16 protein-coding genes, 1 other RNA gene and 1 pseudogene are annotated in these 21932 nt (G+C 47.8%); 11 read left to right on the top strand and 7 right to left on the bottom strand.

Annotated elements, in window-relative coordinates:
* Nucleotides 1-36: 36 nt before the first annotated feature.
* From ffs to K5677_RS00640, 9 genes are all read left to right on the top strand, one after another.
* Nucleotides 37-135: signal recognition particle sRNA small type (ffs, locus tag K5677_RS00680), an RNA gene on the top strand.
* A 37-nt stretch (nt 136-172) separates the two neighbouring features.
* Nucleotides 173-1066 (top strand): tetratricopeptide repeat protein, encoded by an 894-nt coding sequence (locus K5677_RS00675; protein ID WP_296723524.1) that lies wholly within the window; start codon nt 173-175, stop codon nt 1064-1066.
* A 13-nt stretch (nt 1067-1079) separates the two neighbouring features.
* Nucleotides 1080-2687, top strand: a complete 1608-nt coding sequence (dnaX, locus tag K5677_RS00670; protein ID WP_296723523.1) for a DNA polymerase III subunit gamma/tau — start codon at nt 1080-1082, stop codon at nt 2685-2687.
* A 305-nt stretch (nt 2688-2992) separates the two neighbouring features.
* Entirely contained in the window at nt 2993-3343 is a 351-nt protein-coding gene (locus tag K5677_RS00665; protein WP_296723520.1) for a YbaB/EbfC family nucleoid-associated protein, read from the top strand.
* Between the two features lie 5 nt (nt 3344-3348).
* A complete protein-coding gene (recR, locus tag K5677_RS00660) occupies nt 3349-3951 on the top strand; it encodes a recombination mediator RecR (protein ID WP_024861208.1) in 603 nt (200 codons plus the stop codon).
* Nucleotides 3952-4082: 131 nt separating this feature from the next.
* Complete coding sequence (locus K5677_RS00655; RefSeq protein WP_296723517.1) at nt 4083-4889, top strand: peptidylprolyl isomerase; 807 nt, start codon at nt 4083-4085, stop codon at nt 4887-4889.
* A gap of 155 nt (nt 4890-5044) precedes the next feature.
* Nucleotides 5045-6559 (top strand): peptidylprolyl isomerase, encoded by a 1515-nt coding sequence (locus K5677_RS00650; protein WP_296723514.1) that lies wholly within the window; start codon nt 5045-5047, stop codon nt 6557-6559.
* A 109-nt stretch (nt 6560-6668) separates the two neighbouring features.
* Nucleotides 6669-7973, top strand: coding sequence for a UDP-N-acetylglucosamine 1-carboxyvinyltransferase (locus K5677_RS00645; protein ID WP_296723511.1), 1305 nt, complete (start codon nt 6669-6671; stop codon nt 7971-7973).
* Between the two features lie 280 nt (nt 7974-8253).
* Nucleotides 8254-9594, top strand: coding sequence for an MATE family efflux transporter (locus tag K5677_RS00640; RefSeq protein ID WP_296723509.1), 1341 nt, complete (start codon nt 8254-8256; stop codon nt 9592-9594).
* A gap of 147 nt (nt 9595-9741) precedes the next feature.
* On the opposite strand, the gene K5677_RS00635 is transcribed toward K5677_RS00640, so the two are convergent.
* Entirely contained in the window at nt 9742-10359 is a 618-nt protein-coding gene (locus tag K5677_RS00635; protein ID WP_296723507.1) for a TetR/AcrR family transcriptional regulator, read from the bottom strand.
* Nucleotides 10360-10804: 445 nt separating this feature from the next.
* On the opposite strand from K5677_RS00635, the gene K5677_RS00630 reads away from it, so the two are divergent.
* Together K5677_RS00630 and K5677_RS00625 are read left to right on the top strand one after the other, a co-directional pair.
* Complete coding sequence (locus K5677_RS00630; protein ID WP_296723504.1) at nt 10805-12904, top strand: MMPL family transporter; 2100 nt, start codon at nt 10805-10807, stop codon at nt 12902-12904.
* Between the two features lie 123 nt (nt 12905-13027).
* Nucleotides 13028-15742, top strand: a complete 2715-nt coding sequence (locus K5677_RS00625) for a hypothetical protein (protein ID WP_296723502.1) — start codon at nt 13028-13030, stop codon at nt 15740-15742.
* A gap of 144 nt (nt 15743-15886) precedes the next feature.
* On the opposite strand, the gene K5677_RS00620 is transcribed toward K5677_RS00625, so the two are convergent.
* From K5677_RS00620 to K5677_RS00595, 6 genes and pseudogenes are all read right to left on the bottom strand, one after another.
* Nucleotides 15887-17224: an aspartate kinase gene (locus tag K5677_RS00620; protein ID WP_296723499.1), complete on the bottom strand. Its 1338-nt coding sequence runs from the start codon at nt 17222-17224 to the stop codon at nt 15887-15889.
* A 370-nt stretch (nt 17225-17594) separates the two neighbouring features.
* Complete coding sequence (locus K5677_RS00615; RefSeq protein ID WP_296723497.1) at nt 17595-18065, bottom strand: hypothetical protein; 471 nt, start codon at nt 18063-18065, stop codon at nt 17595-17597.
* A gap of 123 nt (nt 18066-18188) precedes the next feature.
* Entirely contained in the window at nt 18189-18812 is a 624-nt protein-coding gene (locus K5677_RS00610) for a redox-sensing transcriptional repressor Rex (protein ID WP_296723495.1), read from the bottom strand.
* A 21-nt stretch (nt 18813-18833) separates the two neighbouring features.
* Nucleotides 18834-20219 carry an NADPH-dependent glutamate synthase gene (gene gltA / locus K5677_RS00605; protein ID WP_296723493.1) on the bottom strand — a complete coding sequence of 462 codons (1386 nt, stop codon included), beginning with the start codon at nt 20217-20219 and terminating at the stop codon, nt 18834-18836.
* A 1-nt stretch (nt 20220) separates the two neighbouring features.
* On the bottom strand, nt 20221-21060 hold the full coding sequence (locus tag K5677_RS00600; protein WP_028514004.1) for a sulfide/dihydroorotate dehydrogenase-like FAD/NAD-binding protein: 840 nt from the start codon (nt 21058-21060) through the stop codon (nt 20221-20223).
* A gap of 331 nt (nt 21061-21391) precedes the next feature.
* A pseudogene (locus K5677_RS00595) lies at nt 21392-21932 on the bottom strand (hypothetical protein); the annotation flags it as partial.

Below are 21932 nucleotides of genomic sequence, written 5' to 3'. Positions count from 1 at the left end.
CTCGTATAAACGGGTGTGAAATTCCGAAATATAGATGTGTGGGCCCTGTGCAACAAGACCCCGTGAACCATGTCAGGCGGGAGACCGAGCAGCATTAAGCGGTGCGTGTTGTGTGCCGCAGCAAGCCTGCACATCTATGTTCCGGAATTTTTCTTTGATAGGGGGGATAAGAATGTTCCGTTCCATTCTTGCAGCACGGACAAGGCGCGTCCTGCTGTGTTTCTGGCGCAGTATCCCGAAGGCTCTTGCAGTCTCCTTTGTATTATCCTTGATAATATTTACCGCGATGATATTTTTCGGTGAGCAGGAAGTGACCTTTTCAGTTGTTTCTATGTATATGGCGGTCATTTTTCTCTTGCAATGGATCTCATTTTCGTTTTTTGAGATAATAAGATTCAAAAGGAGCATATTCCACCAGTTCGACGACGATCTCATCGGCAATGCTTTTACAGGGATAAACCGCAAATCAAGGCGCTTTGAGAAAGGTCTGAACCTCTTTCACAAGAACAATTTCCGTATGGCTCTTGAGGCTTTCACAGACCTCGGCAGAGAGGAAAACGGACTTTCCAAGCAGGAAACTGCCGTAAATGAGTTCTATCGCGGACGGTGCTACGATATACTTGATGCTTACCCCAATGCTATAATATGCTATAAAAACGCTCAGGAGAACGGATTCTATATCCCTGAGCTGCCTATTTTCATAGCAAGGTGCTACTCCATAAACGGAGATCCCAAGCGCGCTGCGGCTATCTATGAGAGCCTTATGGAGGAGGACGGCTACAAATATCACAGCAAGCTCAGATGTGAAATGGGCAACGTCTATCTTAAAGAATACGACGGCGAGACCGCTCTGAAATGGTTCAATGACTCGATTGAGCGGCACGAGGACTACGCAAATGCCCTCGGAGGCGCAGCTATCGCAAATGTGCTCCTCGGGCACTATGAGGAAGCCGAAAGACTGTATAAGCTGGCGATAGTCCATAATATCGAAAATCCCGTAGACTTTATGAAGTACTACAAGGGAACAGTAGCCCTGCAAAAGGACGAATTCATAAAAAAACTGTAAAGGAGGAAAGGCTGTGTATAAGGCTCTTTACCGCAAATGGCGTCCTATGACCTTTGATGACGTCATATCTCAGCAATACACCACAGAAGCTCTGAAAAACCAGATAATCAGCGGAAAGACCGCCCATGCATACCTTTTCACAGGCTCACGCGGTACAGGTAAGACTACCTGTGCCCGTATCCTTGCAAAAGCTGTGAACTGCCGAAATATGAAGAACGGCAATCCCTGCCTCGAATGCGACATCTGCCGCGACGCAGACAGCGGAGCTCTTACCGATATAGTTGAGATAGATGCGGCTTCTAACAACGGCGTTGACAATATCCGTGACCTGCGCGATGCGGCAGTTTATACTCCCGAGCGCGGCACATATAAAATATACATCATAGACGAGGTGCATATGCTCTCGCCGGGCGCATTCAACGCCCTGCTGAAAATTATGGAGGAGCCGCCCCCGTATGTGAAATTCATTCTCGCCACCACCGAGATACACAAGGTCCCTGCAACAATCGTTTCACGCTGTCAGCGCTACGATTTCCGCAGGATAAAGGCGGAGGACATCGCCGCCAGAATAAGCTATATCGCTCAGCAGGAGGACTTGGACCTCACTGAGGACGGAGCGGCTATGATAGCAAAGCTTGCCGACGGCGGTATGCGTGACGCGGTATCCCTTCTTGACCAGTGCTCGGTATGCGCAGAGACCATAAATGCCGAGGCTGTTTCAAATGCCGCAGGTATCGCAGGCAGAGACTATCTCTATGATATGCTTGACGCGGTATCGGACTCTGATACCCCAAAGGCACTTTCCATAACCGCAGACCTCTACGATATGTCAAAGGACCTCACAAGGCTCTGCGAGGAGCTTATAACTCAGCTGAGAAATGTCATGCTCATAAAGGCTTCCCCCGATACGGCGGATAAGCTCATAGTTTGTATGCCTGATGAGCTTGAAAGACTAAAGGCTGTTGCGGATAAGTCTGACCTGCCCACAGTCATGGACAGGCTATCAGCCTTACAGGAGTGCCGCGAGCGTATGCAGAGGGCTATGAACAAGCGTGTTGAGTTCGAGATGTCACTCATAAAGCTTTGCGGAAATGTAAAGAATACGACGGAAAGTATTGACAATTCTGAAATATATGATAAAATAAAACAGTTGGAGGATAAGATAAATACTGTTCCGAGATCTGCGGCAGGTGTTCAGCCTGCTGAGGAAAAGCGAGAGGTGCTTGAGGCAAGTGCTGCTCCTGCGGACGAGAAAATTATCCCCACTATAGATATAAAGAAGCTCAAGCCTGAGGATATTATCCCCTGTGAGCGCTGGAACGATGTTCTGGACGAGTTCAGGAATATCAATCCTGCCGTTGCAGGAAGCCTTGACGGCTCCTTTGCAGGTACAGCAGGAAACTATATCTTTATAACCGCTCAGAACCGCTTCTTCATGGAGCTTTTCAAGGTCAAGGAGAATGCTAATTCTCTGGGAGCGGCTATCACAAACGTTCTCGGACAGCGCTTCATAATCAAGGCAAGGTGCGCCACAACTGTTGCAGAGCAGAAAAACCTTGCGGAAAGTCTCATAAAAAAGGCTGTGGACAGTCAGATAGAAACGGCTGTTGAGAATCAGTAAGCTTAAAAGCAAATATAATTTGGTTCAGTTTGAAAAACGGTTTTACCTAAGAAAGGGATTCCAAAGGGACTGTGTTCCTTTGGCAGAGTCCAGAGGCAGCGCCTCTGGCGGGTTTGGGCAGAGCCCAAATATCGAAGGCGCTTCGCAAAGGGTGAATCAAAAAACAGTCCGGCGGACTGTTTTTTGAGAGGGAACGCCTTGCAAGTGAAGGCGTTCCCTTAAAATACGTTTATTGACAGACTGAAACAAGAATAATTTGCTTGATATAAAACTAAGAATTATTATTTTCAAAGGAGAATTTTAAGATGAAAGCAAGAATACCTAAGAATATCAACGGCGGCGGCGCTCAGAACATGAACCAGATGATAAAGCAGGCTCAGAAGATGCAGGATCAGATCACTGAGCTTCAGGAGGATATTGAGGCAAGAGAGTTCTCTGCTACAGCAGGCGGCGGTGCAGTTGAGGTAACTATCACAGGCAAGAAGACTATCAAGTCTCTCACACTCAAGCCCGAGGTAGTTGACCCCGAGGATATAGATATGCTTCAGGATCTTATCATCAGCGCTGTAAACGAAGCTATAAACAACGTTGAGACTACTACAGAGACAGAAATGAGCAAGATCACAGGCGGAGTATCTCTCCCCGGTCTTTTCTGATAAAAATGGCGGATCATAACGCGCTGCCGCTGGTCATACTGGCGGAGAAGTTCGCGTCGCTTCCCGGTATCGGCATGAAATCTGCCCAGAGACTTGCGTATCACGTAATGTCTATGGATACCGAGGCGGTAGAGGACTTCGCAAAGGCGCTCATCGACGCAAAGAAAAACGTTCACTGCTGTAAGTGCTGCCAGAACCTCACAGAGAGGGATATTTGTCCTATCTGCGACGATCCCGAGCGCGACAGGAGCGTTATATGCGTTGTCGAGAACCCAAAGGACGTTACAGCCTTTGAGCGTACAAGAGAGTACGGCGGCGTTTACCATGTGCTTCACGGTCTGCTCTCGCCTATGGACGGCATAACCCCCGATAAGCTCAGAGTCAAGGAGCTTCTTGCGAGGATAGCCGAGGGTGGCGTCGAGGAGGTCATCATGGCTACCAATCCCACTGTAGAGGGTGACGCAACGGCGATGTACATAGCAGGTCTGCTGAAGCCTATGGGCATAAAGGTCACAAGGCTGGCATTCGGACTTCCTGTTGGCGGTATACTTGAATATGCCGACGAGGTGACGCTGTTCAAAGCGCTGGAAAATCGAAATGATATGTAAGAAACGGGCTTTTTAGCCCGTTTTTTTATTGAGAATTTAGAATATATGGCGGACAATGCTCTCCGATATAGTTGACAAAGCCCGGCTTATTGGGTATAATAAAAACAGTATGCTTTTGAAAGGATAATTTTATGTTTAAAAAGAACAATGCTGTCAGACTTGTGCTGATATTTACTCTTATAATGGGCGTTTCCTCACTGGTGATAATGCTCAGGAACACCCTTGTGGCACGTAATAACAGCTACATCACCATTGAAGCCGAGACCATGAAGCTGGTTCAGCTCGATCCCCCTAAGGACGGCGATCCTATCGCTATTGTGGATACTACTCTTGGCGAATACCGATTCGTGCTCTATCCGCAGTATTCCCCGAATGCGGTCGCTAACTTTACAGAGCTGGCAAAGCAGGGCTATTATAACGGCACCTATATTTTCCATTCGGACAGCGGAGTTTACTCAGCAGCAGGTGCTCCCAATAAAAACGGCAATGCTAATGATAATTCCCATGAGCTGGTCGAGAGAGAGCTTCATCAGGACCTGTGGCCATTCAAGGGTGCTGTTTTGGCAATGAATACCACTTTTGAAAGAAGCTTTAAGCAGAAAATTCTCGGCGGCGGCACATATTATAACGGAAGCCGCTTTATGACACTGAATACAGTGGAGTTCAGCGACGAGTTCAAGCAGGAGATCAGAGACTACTCAGAAAGCGAAAAGCTGGCAGATGCCTTTATCGAGCATGGCGGCGTTCCGAATTTCTCTCAGCAGATGACTGTGATCGGTCAGACATATAAGGGCATGGACGTGGTAGAGAAGCTGGCAAGCCTCGAAGTACAGGAGATGGGCGCTTATAAAGTCCCTGTGCAGGACGTGAAGATAAAATCTGTTGTTATAGGCACCTATTCCGCTGCTGAGGAAGCAAAGGCAGAGGCTGAGAAATAACAGTATACCGTTGATTTTCAGAATAAATCACCATGTTTTAACTGCTCTGTTTGTCTGAAAAATACAAAAAATTGCGAAAACTCTTTACAAAACGTTTTTTGTGGTGTATAATATATAAGTTGAAGTATAGTTTCACGTTTTCAAGGAGTGAAATCATGTTTAGAAGAATTCTTGCAGGTATTTTCTGCACAGCTCTGGTGTTCTCTGCCGTTACATCATGCGGCAAGGATAACAAGGAAAGCGGCAGTTCCGCTTCAAACACCTCTGGTACGACGAGTTCCTCAGGGACAGATACCACAGAGGCGTCAACAGAGCCTCTTACAGCAGAAAATGTTGATATAGCAAATTTTACAGCTCCACAGAAGGGCGATACCATAGTTACTATGAATATCAAGGATTATGGTGCGGTAAAGTTCAGGCTCTTCCCCGAATATGCGGACAAGGGCGTTGAAAACTTCGTCGAGCTGGCTAAAAAGGGTTACTACGACGGACTCAAGTTCCACAGAGTCATCAAGGACTTCATGATACAGGGCGGCGATCCCGAAGGCACAGGCATGGGCGGCGAAAGTATCTGGGGCGGAAAGTTCGACGGCGGTACTGATCCCCACCTTATCCACTGTGCAGGTGCTCTTGCTTATGCAAACAGCGGCGGTACCTCTACTGACGGAAGCCAGTTCTATGTGGTAACAGGTACAGTCCCCACAGATGAGAATTTCTCGGACTTTGCGGCGGCAGGCTATGCTTTCTCCGACAACGCAAAGGCTATATATAAAAAGGTCGGCGGTGCTCCGTGGCTTGACGGCAATTACACCGTTTTCGGTCAGGTCATCGACGGACTCGATGTTATATTCAAGATACAGAACGTAGCAGTCGATGCTCAGAGCAGTATGCCGTTCAGAGATGTTATCGTGGATTCGGTTACTGTAGGCGAGTATAACGGCGAGGAGATACACTGGTATCTCGACGAATACGACGAGATAGACGGCGAAGCTATCAGACAGGCTACTGGCAAGGAGAATATCTCAATAGCTAACTTCACAGCTCCGAGAAAGGGCGAAAAGATCGTTTCCATGAAGCTCAAGGGCTATGACGGAGAGATAAAGATCAAGCTCTTCCCCGAGTTTGCCGAAAAGGGCGTTCCAAGCTTTTTGGAACACGCCGAAAAGGGCTATTATGACGGCCTTACATTCCACAGAGTTATCAAGGATTTCATGATACAGGGCGGCGATCCTAAGGGCGACGGTACAGGCGGTGAGTCCATATACGAAAAGGGCTTTGACGACGGTACAGATTCCCATCTTATCCACGCCGCAGGCGCTGTTGCATACGCAAACAGCGGCTCGACTGCTTCAAGCGGAAGCCAGTTCTATATCGTTACAGGTCAGAAGTATGACGGCGACCAGATAAAACAGCTGGAGGACAGCGGTTACTTCTTTACCGAAAACGAAAAGGAAATTTATTCCAAAAACGGCGGTGCACCGTGGCTTGACGGAAGCTATACTATCTTCGGTCAGGTATTCGACGGACTTGACATCGTTTTCGATGTCCAGAACGTTGAGGTGGGCGAAGGTGATAAGCCGACTAAGGACGTTACTATAGAGTACGTTAAGGTTTCGGAATATAAGGACGAGCCTGTTCGCTTTGATATTTCCGATTATGATAAAAATTGATCTTAGCTGAATACCAAATTGTGTGAATTATCGGCGTATCATGCCGAGGAACAAAAGAAAGAAATTCGGGAAAAGATAAAGATACCCGAAAAATAAGGAGAGAAAATATTTGGATAAGTTTGTTGTAAAAGGCGGAAGACGCCTTGAGGGTGAAGTCACAATAAGCGGTGCCAAGAATGCGGCTGTAGCTATTCTTCCCGCAGTTATTCTTTCAGATGAACCATGTATCGTAGAAAATGTACCCTACATCAGCGATGTCAGAATATGTATCCAGATCCTCAAGGAAATGGGTGCAAAGGTCGAGAATATAGGCAAGGACGCCTACAGGATCGATCCTACTACAATAGATAAGTTCTGCGTACCCTATGAGTATGCAAGAAGAATGCGCGCTTCATATTACTTCCTGGGAGCACTCCTCGGAAAATTCAATAAGGCAAGAGTTTCTATGCCCGGAGGATGTCCATTGGGTGACCGCCCGATAGATCAGCATTTAAAGGCTTTCACAGCTCTCGGTGCTAACTACAGCCTCAGTCAGGGCATGATAGACCTTACCGCAAATAAGCTCAGCGGCAATCAGATATTCTTCGACGTTGTTACCGTCGGAGCTACTATGAACGCTATGCTTGCGGCTGTAAAGGCTGAGGGACTTACCGTTATCGAGAATGCTGCTAAGGAGCCGCATATCGTTGACCTTGCAAACTTCCTCAACTCTATGGGCGCAAACATCATGGGCGCAGGTACAGACGTTATCAAGATAAGAGGCGTCGAGCACCTTCACGGTACTACCTATGCGGTCATTCCCGATCAGATTGAGGCAGGCACCTTCATGGTGGCAGTTGCCGCTACAAAGGGCGATGTCCTCATAAAGAACGTTATACCAAAGCATCTTGAGTCGATCACAAAGAAGCTTGAAAAGATCGGCGTGAACATAGAACAGTTCGACGACAGTATCAGAGTATGGGTGGACGGTCCTCTTGTAAAGACCAATATCAAGACTGCTCCGCACCCCGGATTCCCTACTGATATGCAGTCTCAGATAGCTACGCTTCTCTGTCTTGCAGAGGGTACAAGCATTATCACCGAGAATATCTGGGAACAGCGTTTCCGCTATGTTGATGAGCTCAGAAGAATGGGCGCAGATATAACAGTAAACGGAAAGGTCGCTCTTATCGAGGGTACAGGCAAGCTTATGGGAGCTCCCGTAAAGGCTTGTGACCTGAGAGCAGGCGCAGCCCTGATAATCGCAGGTCTGGCTGCAAGCGGCGTCACCGAGATAGAGGATATTTACCATATCGAGAGAGGCTATGACTGCATGGAGGGCAAGCTTCGTGCGCTGGGCGCTGATATCGAAAAGGTAAGCGTGCCTGACAAGGCTGAGGAAACAAAGCCCGAAAGCGATAAGGCTGCTGTTTAATAAGCAATATGGCTGCTGCACAGTTGTGCGGCAGCTTTTTCGTCATTTTGTAGGGGCGCACAGTGTGCGTCCGTGCCTTACGAAATAACCTCAAATGACCTAATGTAGGGGCGAATATTATCAGTCGCAAGTTGAGAGTTGAGAGTTAAAGTATTCGCTTGCTCACATTTTATTTAAATTTTATCGCCGTAGGCGATACCATAACTTTCAACTCTAAATTCTCAACTCTAAACAAATAAAAATCATTAATAATGATTTTTATTTGAGAAAAAGGAGATATATGAAAGATAAAGGATTATACAAAAATCTGTTTAAAATAGTTGCGCCCATTGCCTTCCAGTACTTTATGTCATCACTGGTATCGGCTTCGGACGCCTTTATGCTGGGATTTATGGATCAGGATTCGCTGTCGGCTTCGTCGCTGGCAGGTCAGGCGGCATTTGTGTACAGTCTGTTTTTTATGGCTTTCGTGTCGGGCTGTAATGTCCTTGCGGCTCAGTACTGGGGTAAAAAGGATCACATGACCGTCGAGAAGGTCCTCGCAATTACCATGAGATACTCTCTCATTGTGGGAGCTTTTTTCACTCTGGCGGCATTTATAATTCCTGAATACATAATGCGGATATTTACCAACAAGCCCGAGCTCATACGTCTTGGCGGAGTTTATCTGCGCACTGTAGCTCTCTCATACGTGCTTGCAGGCTTCTCGCAGGCTTATTTCGGCATTATGAAGGTCTGCGACTGCGCAGGGCTGAGCTCCCTTATCGGAAGCTTTTCCGTAATTTTCAATATTATCGCAAACGGTCTGCTTATCTTTGGTATCGGACCTTTCCCCGAAATGGGCATAGCAGGTGCGGCTTTAGCGACGGTACTTGCGCGAGCCTTTGAGTGCGTGTTTATCCTTGTGGTAATGCTTCGCGGCAAGTGTCCGCCGCTTCGTGTCGGTATGCTTTTCCGCCTTAATGAAGCCGTTCTGCATAAGGACTACATAAGATATACCCTGCCGATACTGCTGAATCAGCTTGGCTGGGGCGGCGGAGTTACCATGTATTCTGTCATCATGGGCAGGTTGGGAAGTGACGCTGTTGCGGCAAATTCCATTGCAAGCATAGTTCGCAGCATGATAGCCAGCCTCTGCTGGGGCATTGCCGCAGGTGTAGGTATCGTTATCGGCGGTATGCTTGGCAGAAATGAGATAGAAGCTGCCAAAAAGGCTGGCGGAAAGTTCGTGAGGCTTTCGCTTCTTATCGGAGCAGGCTCGGGAGTGGTCATACTTGCGCTGACACCGATTATCCTGAGAGTTATAGTTCTTGATCCGCAGGCACAATATTACCTGAAGTATATGATGTTCATGGCGGCTTATTACATTATCGGAAATTCATTGAATTCAACTATCATAAGCGGTATATTCCCGTCAGGCGGAGACACCCGATTCGGCATGATATGCGATATTGTAACGCTCGGGTGTGTAGTGGTGCCAATGGGGCTGATAGCGGCTTTCTGGCTGAAATTACCTGTCCTTGCGGTAGCATTCATACTCACGCTGGACGAATTTGTGAAAATACCTGCGGTATACAAGCATTACATGAAGTATAAATGGCTTAAAAACATAACAAGGTGATGATTTTAGCGGTTAGCCAATTGTATGGGCGGTGACTCCGCTTCCTGAAGGCTAAGGGCTTCAAAAAACAGGGCATCTCTTTTATATTTGCTGTGATATAAAAAATAAACAAAAGGCAGTCCGATCGGACTGCCTTTTGCTATTTTTTTATTGCTTAATGCTGGTTCCCTCATGCTGTGCGACTATCATTTTTATGGTGTTATACAGATAGGGCTTGAGCTTTTCAAGGGAGCAGGGCTCCTTGTAGAGTATGGCGGAATATATGGTAGAGCTAACCAGCTCAATTATCATAAACAGCATTATCTCAGGTGATCTTATGCCCTTTGGTGCTTCGGAAAGTATCTTTTCGTATATGGTGGAAAAGTCTGCGTCATCGTCGGATATAGGTGAATTTATGGCGTTCTTGAATACGCCCCAGCTCAGATTTTTCGAGATAAATGTCAGCAGAGCCTGATTTTCTGTGAGCTGATTGATGATATGGTCTATGATCCTTATCATCTTTTCCTCAAAGGGGAGACCGTCCAGCTGACCGCCCAGATCAGCCATTGCGTTTTTGAAAAGCTGGCTGGATTTATGTGATATAAGCTTGTTTCTTATGTCGTATTTATCCTTGAAGTAAAGGTAAAAGGTTCCCTTTGCAACTCCTGCCTTACTTACGATGTCGGTTATGGAGGTCTTGCTGAAGCCTTTTGTGGTAAAGAACTCGAATGCTGTTTTCAGCAGTGAGTTTTCCTTGAGTTTTTTGTTAGTATCGACCTTGCCCATTAAGACACCCCTCCCTTTTTTATCATTTGATTTTGTGCAGAATACCGAGGACGGCATTTCGCATTTGATTTCGGATCTGTCATACAGGTTAAATTAAATAATCTGCGCCGCCTGAACTGAGTTTACATTACTTATTATATCCCGAAAAACAGTGACTGTCAAGGGTACAAAAATGACCAACGGTCACGATATTTCAGATGTCAAATTGTGCAGGTATACAAAAATATGACCGAAAGTCATTTTTTGACAGAGTTGCAGTTGACTAACGGTCATTTTTGTAATATACTATGTAATAACAACGATAATCGGGCGTATATTGAATGTCCGCTCAGCAATTCATTTTCTGTTTCTTTCCCAAAACAGTATGCTTTATTCTCCTAAAGGTATAACGGCTGGCGGACTTTCAATATATGCTCGGGAAATACACAAAGAAAGGATTGATATTATGCTGAAATTCGGTGAATGGATAGCAAAACACAGAGCCCTGATACTCATATTCGGCATTGTTTTGCTTCTGCCCTCGGCAATGGGTTATCTGAAGACCCGTGTAAACTATGATATACTATCCTATCTGCCAAAGGACATAAATACTATGGTGGGACAGGATATCCTCAAAGAGCAGTTCGGTCAGGGCGGCTTTTCCCTTGTAATGGTGGAGGGAATGAGCGACAAGGAAGTGGCGGAGACTGCCGATAAGATAGAGGCAGTAGATCACGTTTCAAATGTGGTATGCTATCAGTCCATGACAGACTGCAATATCCCGAAGGAGATCCTCCCAGCGGATATTTACGATTTCTTCAACAAGGGCGACAATACAATGATGGCGGTATTTTTCGACGATACCACCTCGGCTGACTCAACTCTTGACGCCGTTGAGGAAATAAGAGGGATAGCCTCTGAGCAGTGTTTTGTAAGCGGTATGTCCGCTATTACTCTGGATATGAAAAAGATCACTCAGAGCGAGACTCTTATCTATGCGGTGATCGCGGCAGCTCTCACAAGCATAGTGCTTATGGTAACTATGGATTCTTTCCTTATACCATTGTTCTTCATGCTGAGCATAGGCTTTGCGGTAGTCTGGAATCTTGGCTCTAACATATTCCTCGGAGAAATATCCTTTATAACACAGGCTCTTGCAATGGTACTACAGCTGGGTGTTACAATGGATTATTCAATATTCCTGTGGCACAGCTACAAGGAGCAGCAGAGCTACTACCCTGACAGCAGACAGGAGGCTATGGCACACGCTATTGCCGCTACTATCACATCTGTTGTGGGAAGCTCATTCACGACAGTCGCAGGCTTCCTTGCAATGTGCTTTATGACCTTCACACTTGGTCTTGATCTTGGCGTGGTAATGGCAAAGGGCGTTGTATGCGGCGTTATTGCCTGTGTAACAGTTCTTCCTGCGATGATACTTGTCTTTGACAAGGCTATAGCAAAGACCTCACACAAGGATTTCCTCCCTGCATTCAAGCGCACATCTTCATTTATCGTGAAAAACTCGTGGATATTCCTTACAGCGGCTATAGTTGTACTTATCCCTGCACTTTACGGCAACAGCCATTATGGCGTTTACTATAAGCTGGACAGCACACTCCCTGCAAATCTTGACAGCGTTATCGCTAATACAAAGCTTGCTGAGGAGTACGGCATGAACAGCACACATATCCTCATGGCGGATTCGGATATGAGCGCTAAGGACGCAAACAAAATGCTTGCCGAAATAAAGGATGTGGACGGAGTTCAGTTTGCGGCAGGCTTCAATTCGCTGGTAGGCTCGGCTATTCCCGAGGAGGTCGTTCCCGACGAGATAAGAGATGTCCTGAAGAGCGACGAGTGGCAGATAATGCTTATCGGCTCTGAGTACGAGGTAGCCTCTGACGAGGTAAATGCTCAGGTCGGCAAGATAGATGATATTGCCCATAAGTACGATCCCGACAGTATGCTCATAGGCGAGGCTCCTGCAACAAAGGACCTCATCACTATCACCGATAAGGACTTCAAGGTGGTAAATCTGCTTTCAATAGGTGCTATATTCCTTATCATAGCATTTACCTTCAAGTCAATATCACTGCCTGTTATCCTTGTATCGGTCATAGAGCTGGCTATTATGATAAACCTCGGCACAGCCTGCTATACAGGCTCTACGCTGTCATTCATAGCTCCTATAGTAATAGGGACCATACAGCTTGGCGCTACAGTTGACTATGCTATACTCATGACAACGAGATACCGCACAGAGAGACACAGCGGCAAGGACAAAAAGGAGTCAGTGGGCATCGCTCTCAGCACCTCAATAAAGTCCATAATCACATCGGCTCTGGGCTTCTTTGCTGCTACAGTAGGTGTTGCCGTTTACTCGGATATCGGACTTATCTCAGAGCTGTGTATGCTCCTTGCAAGAGGTGCGCTTATCTCAATGGTGGTAGTAATAGTAACACTGCCGTCAATGTTCATGGTATTTGATAAGCTTATCTGCAAGACAAGCGCAGGCTTCATGCCAAAGGCAGAAAAGTACACATACAGATTCAAAAACGCTTAATGGCATTAGTGGGGAGCCCCCGCAGGCTTTTTCGCGTTTCACTTCTTGTGGAGCACGATTTTTATTCCGCGCATTAAGCCGTATCTAAATTGTAACACATACACATATAAAGGAGAGATGGATATGAAAAAGCTCAGTAAGATAATGGCAGCACTTGTAGCTGCGGCAGTTTCCGCAGGCGCTACAGGCTCTATAGCATACGCAAACAGCAGCAAGGAGAAGGACGCTCCGCAGGTCAAGGAGAAAAATGAGACAGCAGAGAGCCCTGCAAGAACTGACAGCGGCGATAATGCCTATAAGGACGAGACAGTTTATGTTCTCTGCAACAGCGATTCCTCCGTAAAGAACGTAGTTGTCAGCGACTGGCTTAAAAATGCTCCTGCACTGTCGAGTATATCCGATATCTCAGACCTCAGCGACATCGTCAACGTCAAGGGTGACGAGACCTTTGAGGTATCAGGCGAGAATATAAGCTGGAAGGCTGACGGCGACGACATCTACTACAAGGGCAATTGCAATAAGGACCTGCCTGTTGACGTTGCTATGGAGTATTTCCTTGACGGTAAGAAGGTAACTCCCGAGAGTATCGTGGGCAAGAGCGGACACCTTGTTATCCGCTGGACATACAAGAACAATCAGAAGGTCACAAAGAGGATAGGCGGCACTGACAAGGAGATCTATGCGCCGTTTATGGCTGCAAGTGCAGCTCTTCTCAGCACAGATAAGTACCTCAATGTTGAGGTCACAAACGGCAGAGTCATTTCCGACGGCGAAAAGCTCATCGTTGTGGGCATGGCATTCCCGGGACTTGGCGAGAGCCTTGACCTCGGCAGTATAGAGGGACTTGACGTTGATATTCCCGAAAGCTTTGAGCTTTCCGCAGATGTAAGAGGCTTCGAGATGAACACCTCTGTAACAGTTGTATCAAACGAGGTATTCTCACAGCTTGACCTTGATGAGACAGTTGATATAGACGATGTAATGGGCAAGCTAAAGGAGCTCAGTGACGGTGCTAAGAAGCTCACCGACGGTACAGCCTCTCTCTATGACGGAGTCAAGAAGCTGAACAGCGGCGCAGGAGACCTCACAAGCGGCATAGATAAGCTCGTCGGCGGCTCTGCGGAGCTGAAAAAGGGTGCGGCTGACCTTGATAACGGCGCAAAGAAGCTTGCAGACGGAGCTAAAACTCTCTCGGATTCAACAGGTACATTTGAGGCTGGTCTGGGAAGCGCAAAGGACGGTTCTGCAAAGCTGAAAGACGGTCTCGGTCAGGTCAGCGGCGGAGCAGCACAGCTCTCTGAGGGCATAGGCTCTGCGAAAAGCGGCTCTGCGGCACTGGTTGACGGCTTCGGCAAGGTAAGCGCAGGCGCAGAGGCTCTCAGCAGCGGTCTCAAGGACGCAAAGGCAGGCTCTGACACAATGGCAGAGGGATTCAGACAGGCAGACGAGGGCGCAGCAGCTCTCAAGGCAGGAGCTGATACTCTCAGCGGCGGCGTAGGCAAGCTCACGGACGGCAGCAAGCAGGTCAAGGACGGCTCTGCAAAGCTTGGGGCAGGTGCGGCTGCACTTGATGACGGCGCAGCAAAGCTCAGTGAATCCGCAGGACAGATGTCGGCAGGAATAGGCTCTGCTAAGAACGGTGCAGACAGCCTTGCAGAGGGTATTGCAAGTGCAAAGACAGGCGCAGCTTCACTGGTAAGCGGCGCGGAGGCTCTCAGCACAGGGGCTTCACAGCTCAGTGACGGTATCGCACAGGCAGGTGCTTCTCTGGATACTACTATCACAGCAAATGAGCAGGCTCTTGCAGCTTTACAGGCATTATATCAGCAGTCTCCCTCACAGGAGCTTGCTGTGGCGATAGGAACGTTACAGCAGACTATCGACGGTCAGAAGCAGATATCCGCTTCTATGGCAGAGGGCGGAGCGCTCAGCACAGGCGCGGCTTCTGTAAAGAACGGCGCAGCACAGCTTGGCGGCGGACTTGGTCAGCTCAATACAGGTCTTGAGGCTGCACAGGGCGGCTCTGCGGCATTGCAGCAGGGGCTTGCTTCCCTTAACGACGGCGGCAAGGCACTGGCATCAGGCGCTTCACAGCTTTCAGGCTCTGTTTCACAGCTTGCAAAGGGCGCAGCAGACCTTAGCACAGGCGCAGCTGCACTGGACAGCGGTATCGGTACTCTGGCAGGAGGCAGCGGTCAGCTCATCGGCGGTCTGGATTCACTTATAAAAGGTATAGAACAGTTAAGCGGCGGAAATACAGCCCTCAATGCAGGTCTCGGACAGCTTTCGCAGGGAGCAGTTGACCTGAGCGGCGGTATCGGACAGCTATCAAACGGCGCTGCTGCTTTGGACAGCGGTCTTGCACAGCTCGCACAGGGCTCTATTACGCTCAATGGCGGTCTTGGTCAGCTCAGCACAGGTGCGGCAGACCTTGACGGCGGACTTGCTAAGCTGTACGGCGGTAGCTCACAGCTCAGCGGCGGCGCTAAGACTCTTTACGATTCAATAAAGCTTCTCAGCGGCGGCGCAGGCAGGCTTTCAGACGGTTCTGCGGCTCTTTACAACGGTATCGGTACTCTGAAGAGCGGCAGCAAAACTCTCACGGACGGTACTCAGAAGCTGGAGGACGGTGCGAAGGAGCTTAATGACGGTATGATAAAATTCAACGACGAGGGCGTATCAGTCCTCACAGGCGCAGTTGACAAGGCTCTCCCTGAGATGATAGATACATTCAAGGCGCTGAGAGAGGCTTCACAGGAGTACAACAGCTACTCTGGCATTTCGGATAAAATGGACGGCAGTGTTAAGTTCATTTATCTGGTAGACGGAGCTAAGTGATAAGGACTAAGAGCTAAGAACTAAGAGGGGCGGCGAAGCCGCTTCCTAATGGGCTAAATCATAATAAACACAATGCCCCTGAGTGCTTTTTAACACTCAGGGGCAAATATTTTATATGGGAATCTGCCTTATAGGCTGCATTTTTTACTGCTTTTCTGAATTGATGAACATATCGTATATCCTGCGGATAGCTTCGGGGAGGTCGTTCTCGCTTACGCCGATGATTACGTTCAGCTCGCTGGAGCCCTGATCTATCATCTTAACGTTGATGCGCGCATGAGCCATAGAAGCGAATATACGGGCAACAGTACCGCGTGTATTCTTCATTCTGCGTCCAACGACTGCCAGTATAGCGATACCGTCCTCTATTTCGAGGTGATCCGGAGCAACTGCCTTGCGGAGATCTGCAAGCACCTTGTCACGTACAGGATCAAGCTTTTCAGTGCTGAGGGTAATGCTCATGGTGTCGATACCTGATGGCATATGCTCAAATGAAAGTCCGTTGTCATAGAGGACCTTGAGCACCTTCATACCAAAGCCTGCCTCGTTGTTCATCATAGCCTTTTCGATATTGATAGTGCTGAAGCCCTTTTTGCCTGCGATACCTGTGATAGTGTGGCTGAGGCTTTCCTTGCTGAAGTTGTAATCGTCACCGACGATCATAGTGCCTGCGTCCTCGGGAGCGTTTGTGTTTCTGATATTTATAGGTATACCTGCTGAGCGCACAGGGAATATAGCGTCCTCATGGAGAACAGATGCTCCCATATAAGCAAGCTCGCGGAGCTCACGGTATGTGATGACTTCGATAACGTCGGGCTTGTCAACTATTCTCGGATCAGCTACGAGGAAGCCTGAAACATCGGTCCAGTTCTCGTATATCTCAGCCTTTACGGCGTTTGCGATGATAGAGCCTGTAACATCAGAGCCGCCGCGTGAGAAGGTCTTGATGAAGCCCTCTGTAGTTCTGCCGTAGAAGCCCGGGATAACAGCGTTATCCAGTCCCTTGAGCTTATCGCGTACAGCCTTTACTGTGTCGTCAAGGAGAAGTGAGCCGTTTGTATCGAAGATGATGACGTCAGCGGCATCAACGAATGTGAAGTCAAGATATTTAGCCAGTACCTTGCCGTTGAGGTACTCACCGCGGCTTGCTGCGAAGTCCTTTGTAGGGCGGGACTTCAGCTCCTTAGTGATAGCGTCGAACTCAGCGTCGAGGGAAAGGTCAATGCCAAGCTCGGAAATAATGCCGTTGTAGCGGTCCTTTATCATCTGGAAGTCCTTAGAGAAATCCACACCGCTGCTTGCCAGCTCACAGCACTTATAGAGCATATCTGTTACCTTGATGTCGTCGGAGAATCTCTTTCCCGGAGCAGAGGGAACAACGTATCTGCGCTTGTCATCGCTCTTGATGATAGCGGCTACCTTTCTGAACTGATTTGCATCGGCAAGGGAACTTCCGCCGAACTTAACGACCTTATTACTCATATATATCATTCCTTTATTACATTGATAATTTTATAGCAATATATATTATATGCTATTTCACGTATGAAATCAATTGACAGAAAGTCGAATTTCACCGCAGTAAAAACTGTGTTTTTGGTGAATACGCTTGTACGCCGCTGGTGGACAGCTTTTCTGGGTTCTCTGTTCTTGTCTGCAAAGTGGAAAAGTAGGGGCTGATGTCCGCATCAGCCTGCAAATGTACAATAAAAAAGTCTTTTTCGACAAACTGAAAGGACGCCTGAGGCGCCCTTTTTTTCAAATTATATCGTCGATACACCTTCAAGCACCTCGATAGGACACGGAAAATCCGAAATATACCGTCAGAAGTCCTCTTACTGTATCCAACATTTCAATCGGCATTATTTTTCTTTTTTAAAGCAAAAATACAGAAAACAGAACCGATAAAGGAAAAAGCAGACACCACGCCGTCGATAACAGCCTTCATTCTTAATGAGCTGATATATTCCTTTGCACTTGTGACAGCAGTATTGTGGGGAGAATCTACTTCAAATTTAGATATAAGCTTATAATAATATTCATTGGTTGTGTGAGGCAGAGCTTTGCATAATGAGATCCCGAAGAATAATAATGCAGCTATAAAAAGAACAAGAAGTATTATCAGCAGTACTTTTGATCTCTTTTTGTTTGCGTCAGGAGTCAGAGTTGCAGCATTGGGTTGAATAGAATTTATAGCAGCCATAATTATACCTCCCTGGCTTTGATCTATGTGCCCATTATAGCTTAAATGTTCTTCAAAGTCAATAAAAGTGACAAAAAAGTTATACGATTTTTTGCGGTTAAAATTAAAAAGGACTGCCAAGGGGAGCCCCCTGAAGCAGTCCTTTTATTATTCCCACATAATATATCGTAAGCAATGTTCGCCCATTGCTCCTGATGACAGCAAGCAAGTTTAAGAGCTGCAATGAAAAGCGGTCGAGCCGGTTCAGCTCGCGCTGCACCTTGCAAGCATTGCAAGAGTGAGGGAAATATTTTCATTATGCACCGCAACGCCCTTTGGAGCGTTGAGATGTACTGCGGCAAAGTTAAGGATAAATTTTATCCCTGCCTCTGCCATACGGTCACAGACCTCTTGTGCCGCTGTTTCGGGCACGGTGATGATACCTATACGTATATCATTTTCCTTGCAGAAGCTTTCCAGCTGGTCAATATGGCGTACAGGCTTGCCGTTTATAGAGCTTCCGACTCTGTCCTTGTTGTGGTCAAAGCCGCATACTATATCAAAGCCGTAGGCCTCAAAGCCGTTGTATTCCAGCATAGCCCTGCCGAAGTTGCCCATGCCTGCCACAACCACTCTGTCGCGGTTTTCAAAGCCGAGGAATCTGCCTATATCATTCATCAGCTCTGAGGTAAGATACCCCACCTTCGGTCTGCCGCCGCTGCTCACAGAGGCGAGGTCTTTTCTCACCTGTACATCGTTGAGTCTCAGAGCCTCGGCAATAGCCGTTGCGGAGATATTGCCCTTTTTCTTTTCCTCGGGAAGCGACCTGAGATAATTGAAGTAAAGAGGCAGACGAGAGAGAGTCTGTGAGGTAATATTTTTGTCCATTTTATACCTCCGTCAGAGGGCTCATTTATTCTGCATATATTTATCCATAGCAGCAGCAGCCTTCTTGCCTGCGCCCATAGCGAGAATGACCGTAGCAGCGCCTGTTACAGCGTCGCCGCCTGCGTAAACGCCTTCCTTAGAGGTAAGACCGTCCTCGTCAGCGATGATACCGCCCCACTTCTGGGTGTCGAGACCTGCTGTAGTTGACTTGATGAGCGGATTGGGCGAAGTACCGATAGACATGATAACGCAGTCAGCATCAATATCAACGAATGCGCCCTCTATTGGAACAGGCTTTGCTCTGCCCGAAGCGTCGGGCTCTGAAAGCTCCATCTGCTGGCAGTGAACGCTCTTTACCCAGCCGTCCTCTGTAGCCTGTATCTCTATAGGATTTGTGAGGAACTTGAAGATGATTCCCTCTTCCTTAGCGTGCTCAACTTCCTCGGCTCTTGCAGGGAGCTCAGCCTCTGTACGTCTGTATACGATGTATACCTCAGCGCCCAGTCTTTTAGCGCAGCGGGCAGCATCCATAGCAACGTTTCCGCCGCCTACGATAACAGCCTTTGTGCCTGCCTTGATAGGAGTAGCACTGCCCTCTTTATAGGCTTTCATGAGGTTGATACGTGTGAGGAACTCGTTTGCTGAGTATACGCCGTTGAGGTTCTCGCCCTTGATATTCATGAATCTTGGGAGACCTGCGCCTGAGCCGATGAATACGCTCTCGAAGCCTTCCTCATTCATAAGCTCGTCAACTGAGATAGTCTTGCCGACAACAGTGTTTGTTTCTACCTTTACGCCCAGAGCCTTGAGACCGCCTATCTCCTTCTGGACGATAGACTTTGGAAGTCTGAACTCGGGGATACCGTAGGAGAGAACTCCGCCTGCAACGTGGAGAGCCTCGAATATAGTAACGTCATAGCCCTTCTTGGCAAGGTCGCCTGCGCAGGCAAGACCTGAAGGACCTGAGCCGATAACAGCAGCCTTATGACCGTTCTTTGCAGGTATTTCGGGAGCTGTCTCGGGCTGAGCGTTGTGCCAGTCTGCAACGAAGCGCTCTAATCTTCCGATAGCAACAGGCTCACCCTTTATGCCTCTTACGCACTTGCTCTCGCACTGTGTCTCCTGTGGACATACTCTGCCGCAGACAGCAGGGAGTGAGCTTGACTTTGTGATTATCTTGTATGCCTCTGCGAAATTACCCTCAGCCACCTGAGCGATAAATGCAGGTATATCTATCTGTACGGGACAGCCTGTTGAGCAGGGCTTGTTCTTGCAGTTAAGGCATCTCTTAGCCTCGTCGATAGCCTGCTCTTCGGTATATCCGAGAGCTACCTCGCTGAAATTCTTGTTTCTTACGTCGGGAGCCTGTACAGGCATTTCATTTCTTGTAGGTGACATATTAGCCATATCACTTTACCTCCTTGAACAGATTGCAGGCTTCTTCGTAAGCATGGCGCTCAAAGGGCTTATACATAGCTCCTCTTGCCATAGCCTCGTCGAAGTCGATGAGATGACCGTCGAACTCGGGGCCGTCAACGCAGGCGAACTTTGTCTCGCCGCCTACTGTCAGACGGCAGCCGCCGCACATACCTGTACCGTCTATCATAATGGGGTTCATGGAAGCAACAGTGGGTACACCGTACTCCTTTGTGAGCTTACAGACGAATTTCATCATTATAAGAGGACCGATAGTGATGACTCTGTCATACTTCTCGCCGCTGTCGATGAGTTTTTTGAGGGCGTCTGTTACCAGTCCCTTTTCGCCTGCTGTGCCGTCATCGGACATAAGCACGAACTTTGAGCTTGAAGCCTTGAATTCGTCCTCAAGGATAACAAGGTCCTTATTTCTGAAGCCGACTATTGAATGTACCTCGACGCCAAGCTCATGGAGCTTCTTTGCTACAGGGTAAGCGATAGCGCAGCCTACGCCGCCGCCTACGACAGCGACTTTCTTTAATCCCTCTGTCTCTGTAGCTCTGCCGAGAGGACCTACGAAGTCCTGAAGGCAGTCGCCCTCATTAAGGTGATTGAGTTTTTCGGTAGTAGCGCCTACTATCTGGAAAATGATAGTGACCGAGCCGCTCTGGCGGTCGAAATCAGCGATAGTGAGAGGAATACGCTCACCGTCGGCATCTGTTCTTAAAATAATGAACTGTCCCGGCTCAGCCTTTCTTGCTACCTTAGGAGCGTTTATGCGCATAAGGGTAACAGTAGGGTTGAGGCTTCTTTTTTCAAGAATTTCAAACATTAGTCCATACCTTCCTTGCGAATAGATTTACAGCACAGGGAGAATTCCGTGATATCCCCATTGATCTCCCAGGATACAGCTGCTGCATTGATATATTGAATATTATATCACACAAAACCATGCTGCACAAATATAACAGTAGAATATCGATATTCCAATATCGATATTAAAGTTTCAAAAGGCTTTTTTTGCGCTGTCAGACTTTGCCTTGTCTGCGTGGTAAAACAGTGGGAAATAGTAAAAGAGGACGGCTTTTGCCGTCCTCATATTCGTGAAATTAACTTATTGCGGTTATTCCTGCGCAGAATATTCTTATTCCGAAGCAAATATATCACTTATACTCCGCAAAGGCGCTCTCATTTCTTACCTCATACAGGCGGTTCACCAGTTTGAGCTCGTTTTCCGAGAGCTTGTGTCCCGATGTGTATATGAGCAAGTCCTTGTAGCTGTTGTCGGGGAATGCGCATTTTCTCTGCACCAGACCGTACTTTCCGCAAAGGCTTGCAGGCATAGGCGAGTCCATCATAAACGCCTGCGGCACGGTCAGCAGGAAGTCCAGAGCGCTTCCGCGGTCATACATACATACCTTTCTCACAGGCACGTCAGCAGGACGGTTAGAGGCGTAGAGCTTCTCAACAGCTCCCGAAACATAGGGAACTGCGTCATCGCCCTGTCCAAGCTCTATATATTTGCAGGACAGGTCTGCGTAGGTTATGCTGTCAGCTCCTGCAGCAGGGTGCTCGGCGGACATTACCGCCAGCATTTCAAACTCCCAGAGGAGCTTGCTGTCCAGATTCTTTTCTGCAAGGAAGTCGGTGAAGTACTTCTCATGAGCGGTATTGAAGCGGATAACGCCGAAATCATAGCCATTT

This window comes from Ruminococcus sp. (assembly GCF_024684275.1).
The sequence above is the reverse complement of the archived record's forward strand: the minus strand, read 5'-3'. Positions and strand labels throughout refer to the sequence as shown.

Coding starts and splice junctions, on each gene's coding strand:
- K5677_RS00675 (WP_296723524.1), top strand. CDS start 173: ATGTTCCGTTCCATTCTTGCAGCACGGACAAGGCGCGTCCTGCTGTGT.
- K5677_RS00665 (WP_296723520.1), top strand. CDS start 2,993: ATGAAAGCAAGAATACCTAAGAATATCAACGGCGGCGGCGCTCAGAAC.
- recR (WP_024861208.1), top strand. CDS start 3,349: ATGGCGGATCATAACGCGCTGCCGCTGGTCATACTGGCGGAGAAGTTC.
- K5677_RS00655 (WP_296723517.1), top strand. CDS start 4,083: ATGTTTAAAAAGAACAATGCTGTCAGACTTGTGCTGATATTTACTCTT.
- K5677_RS00650 (WP_296723514.1), top strand. CDS start 5,045: ATGTTTAGAAGAATTCTTGCAGGTATTTTCTGCACAGCTCTGGTGTTC.
- K5677_RS00640 (WP_296723509.1), top strand. CDS start 8,254: ATGAAAGATAAAGGATTATACAAAAATCTGTTTAAAATAGTTGCGCCC.
- K5677_RS00635 (WP_296723507.1), bottom strand. CDS start 10,359: ATGGGCAAGGTCGATACTAACAAAAAACTCAAGGAAAACTCACTGCTG.
- K5677_RS00630 (WP_296723504.1), top strand. CDS start 10,805: ATGCTGAAATTCGGTGAATGGATAGCAAAACACAGAGCCCTGATACTC.
- K5677_RS00625 (WP_296723502.1), top strand. CDS start 13,028: ATGAAAAAGCTCAGTAAGATAATGGCAGCACTTGTAGCTGCGGCAGTT.
- K5677_RS00620 (WP_296723499.1), bottom strand. CDS start 17,224: ATGAGTAATAAGGTCGTTAAGTTCGGCGGAAGTTCCCTTGCCGATGCA.
- K5677_RS00610 (WP_296723495.1), bottom strand. CDS start 18,812: ATGGACAAAAATATTACCTCACAGACTCTCTCTCGTCTGCCTCTTTAC.
- gltA (WP_296723493.1), bottom strand. CDS start 20,219: ATGGCTAATATGTCACCTACAAGAAATGAAATGCCTGTACAGGCTCCC.
- K5677_RS00600 (WP_028514004.1), bottom strand. CDS start 21,060: ATGTTTGAAATTCTTGAAAAAAGAAGCCTCAACCCTACTGTTACCCTT.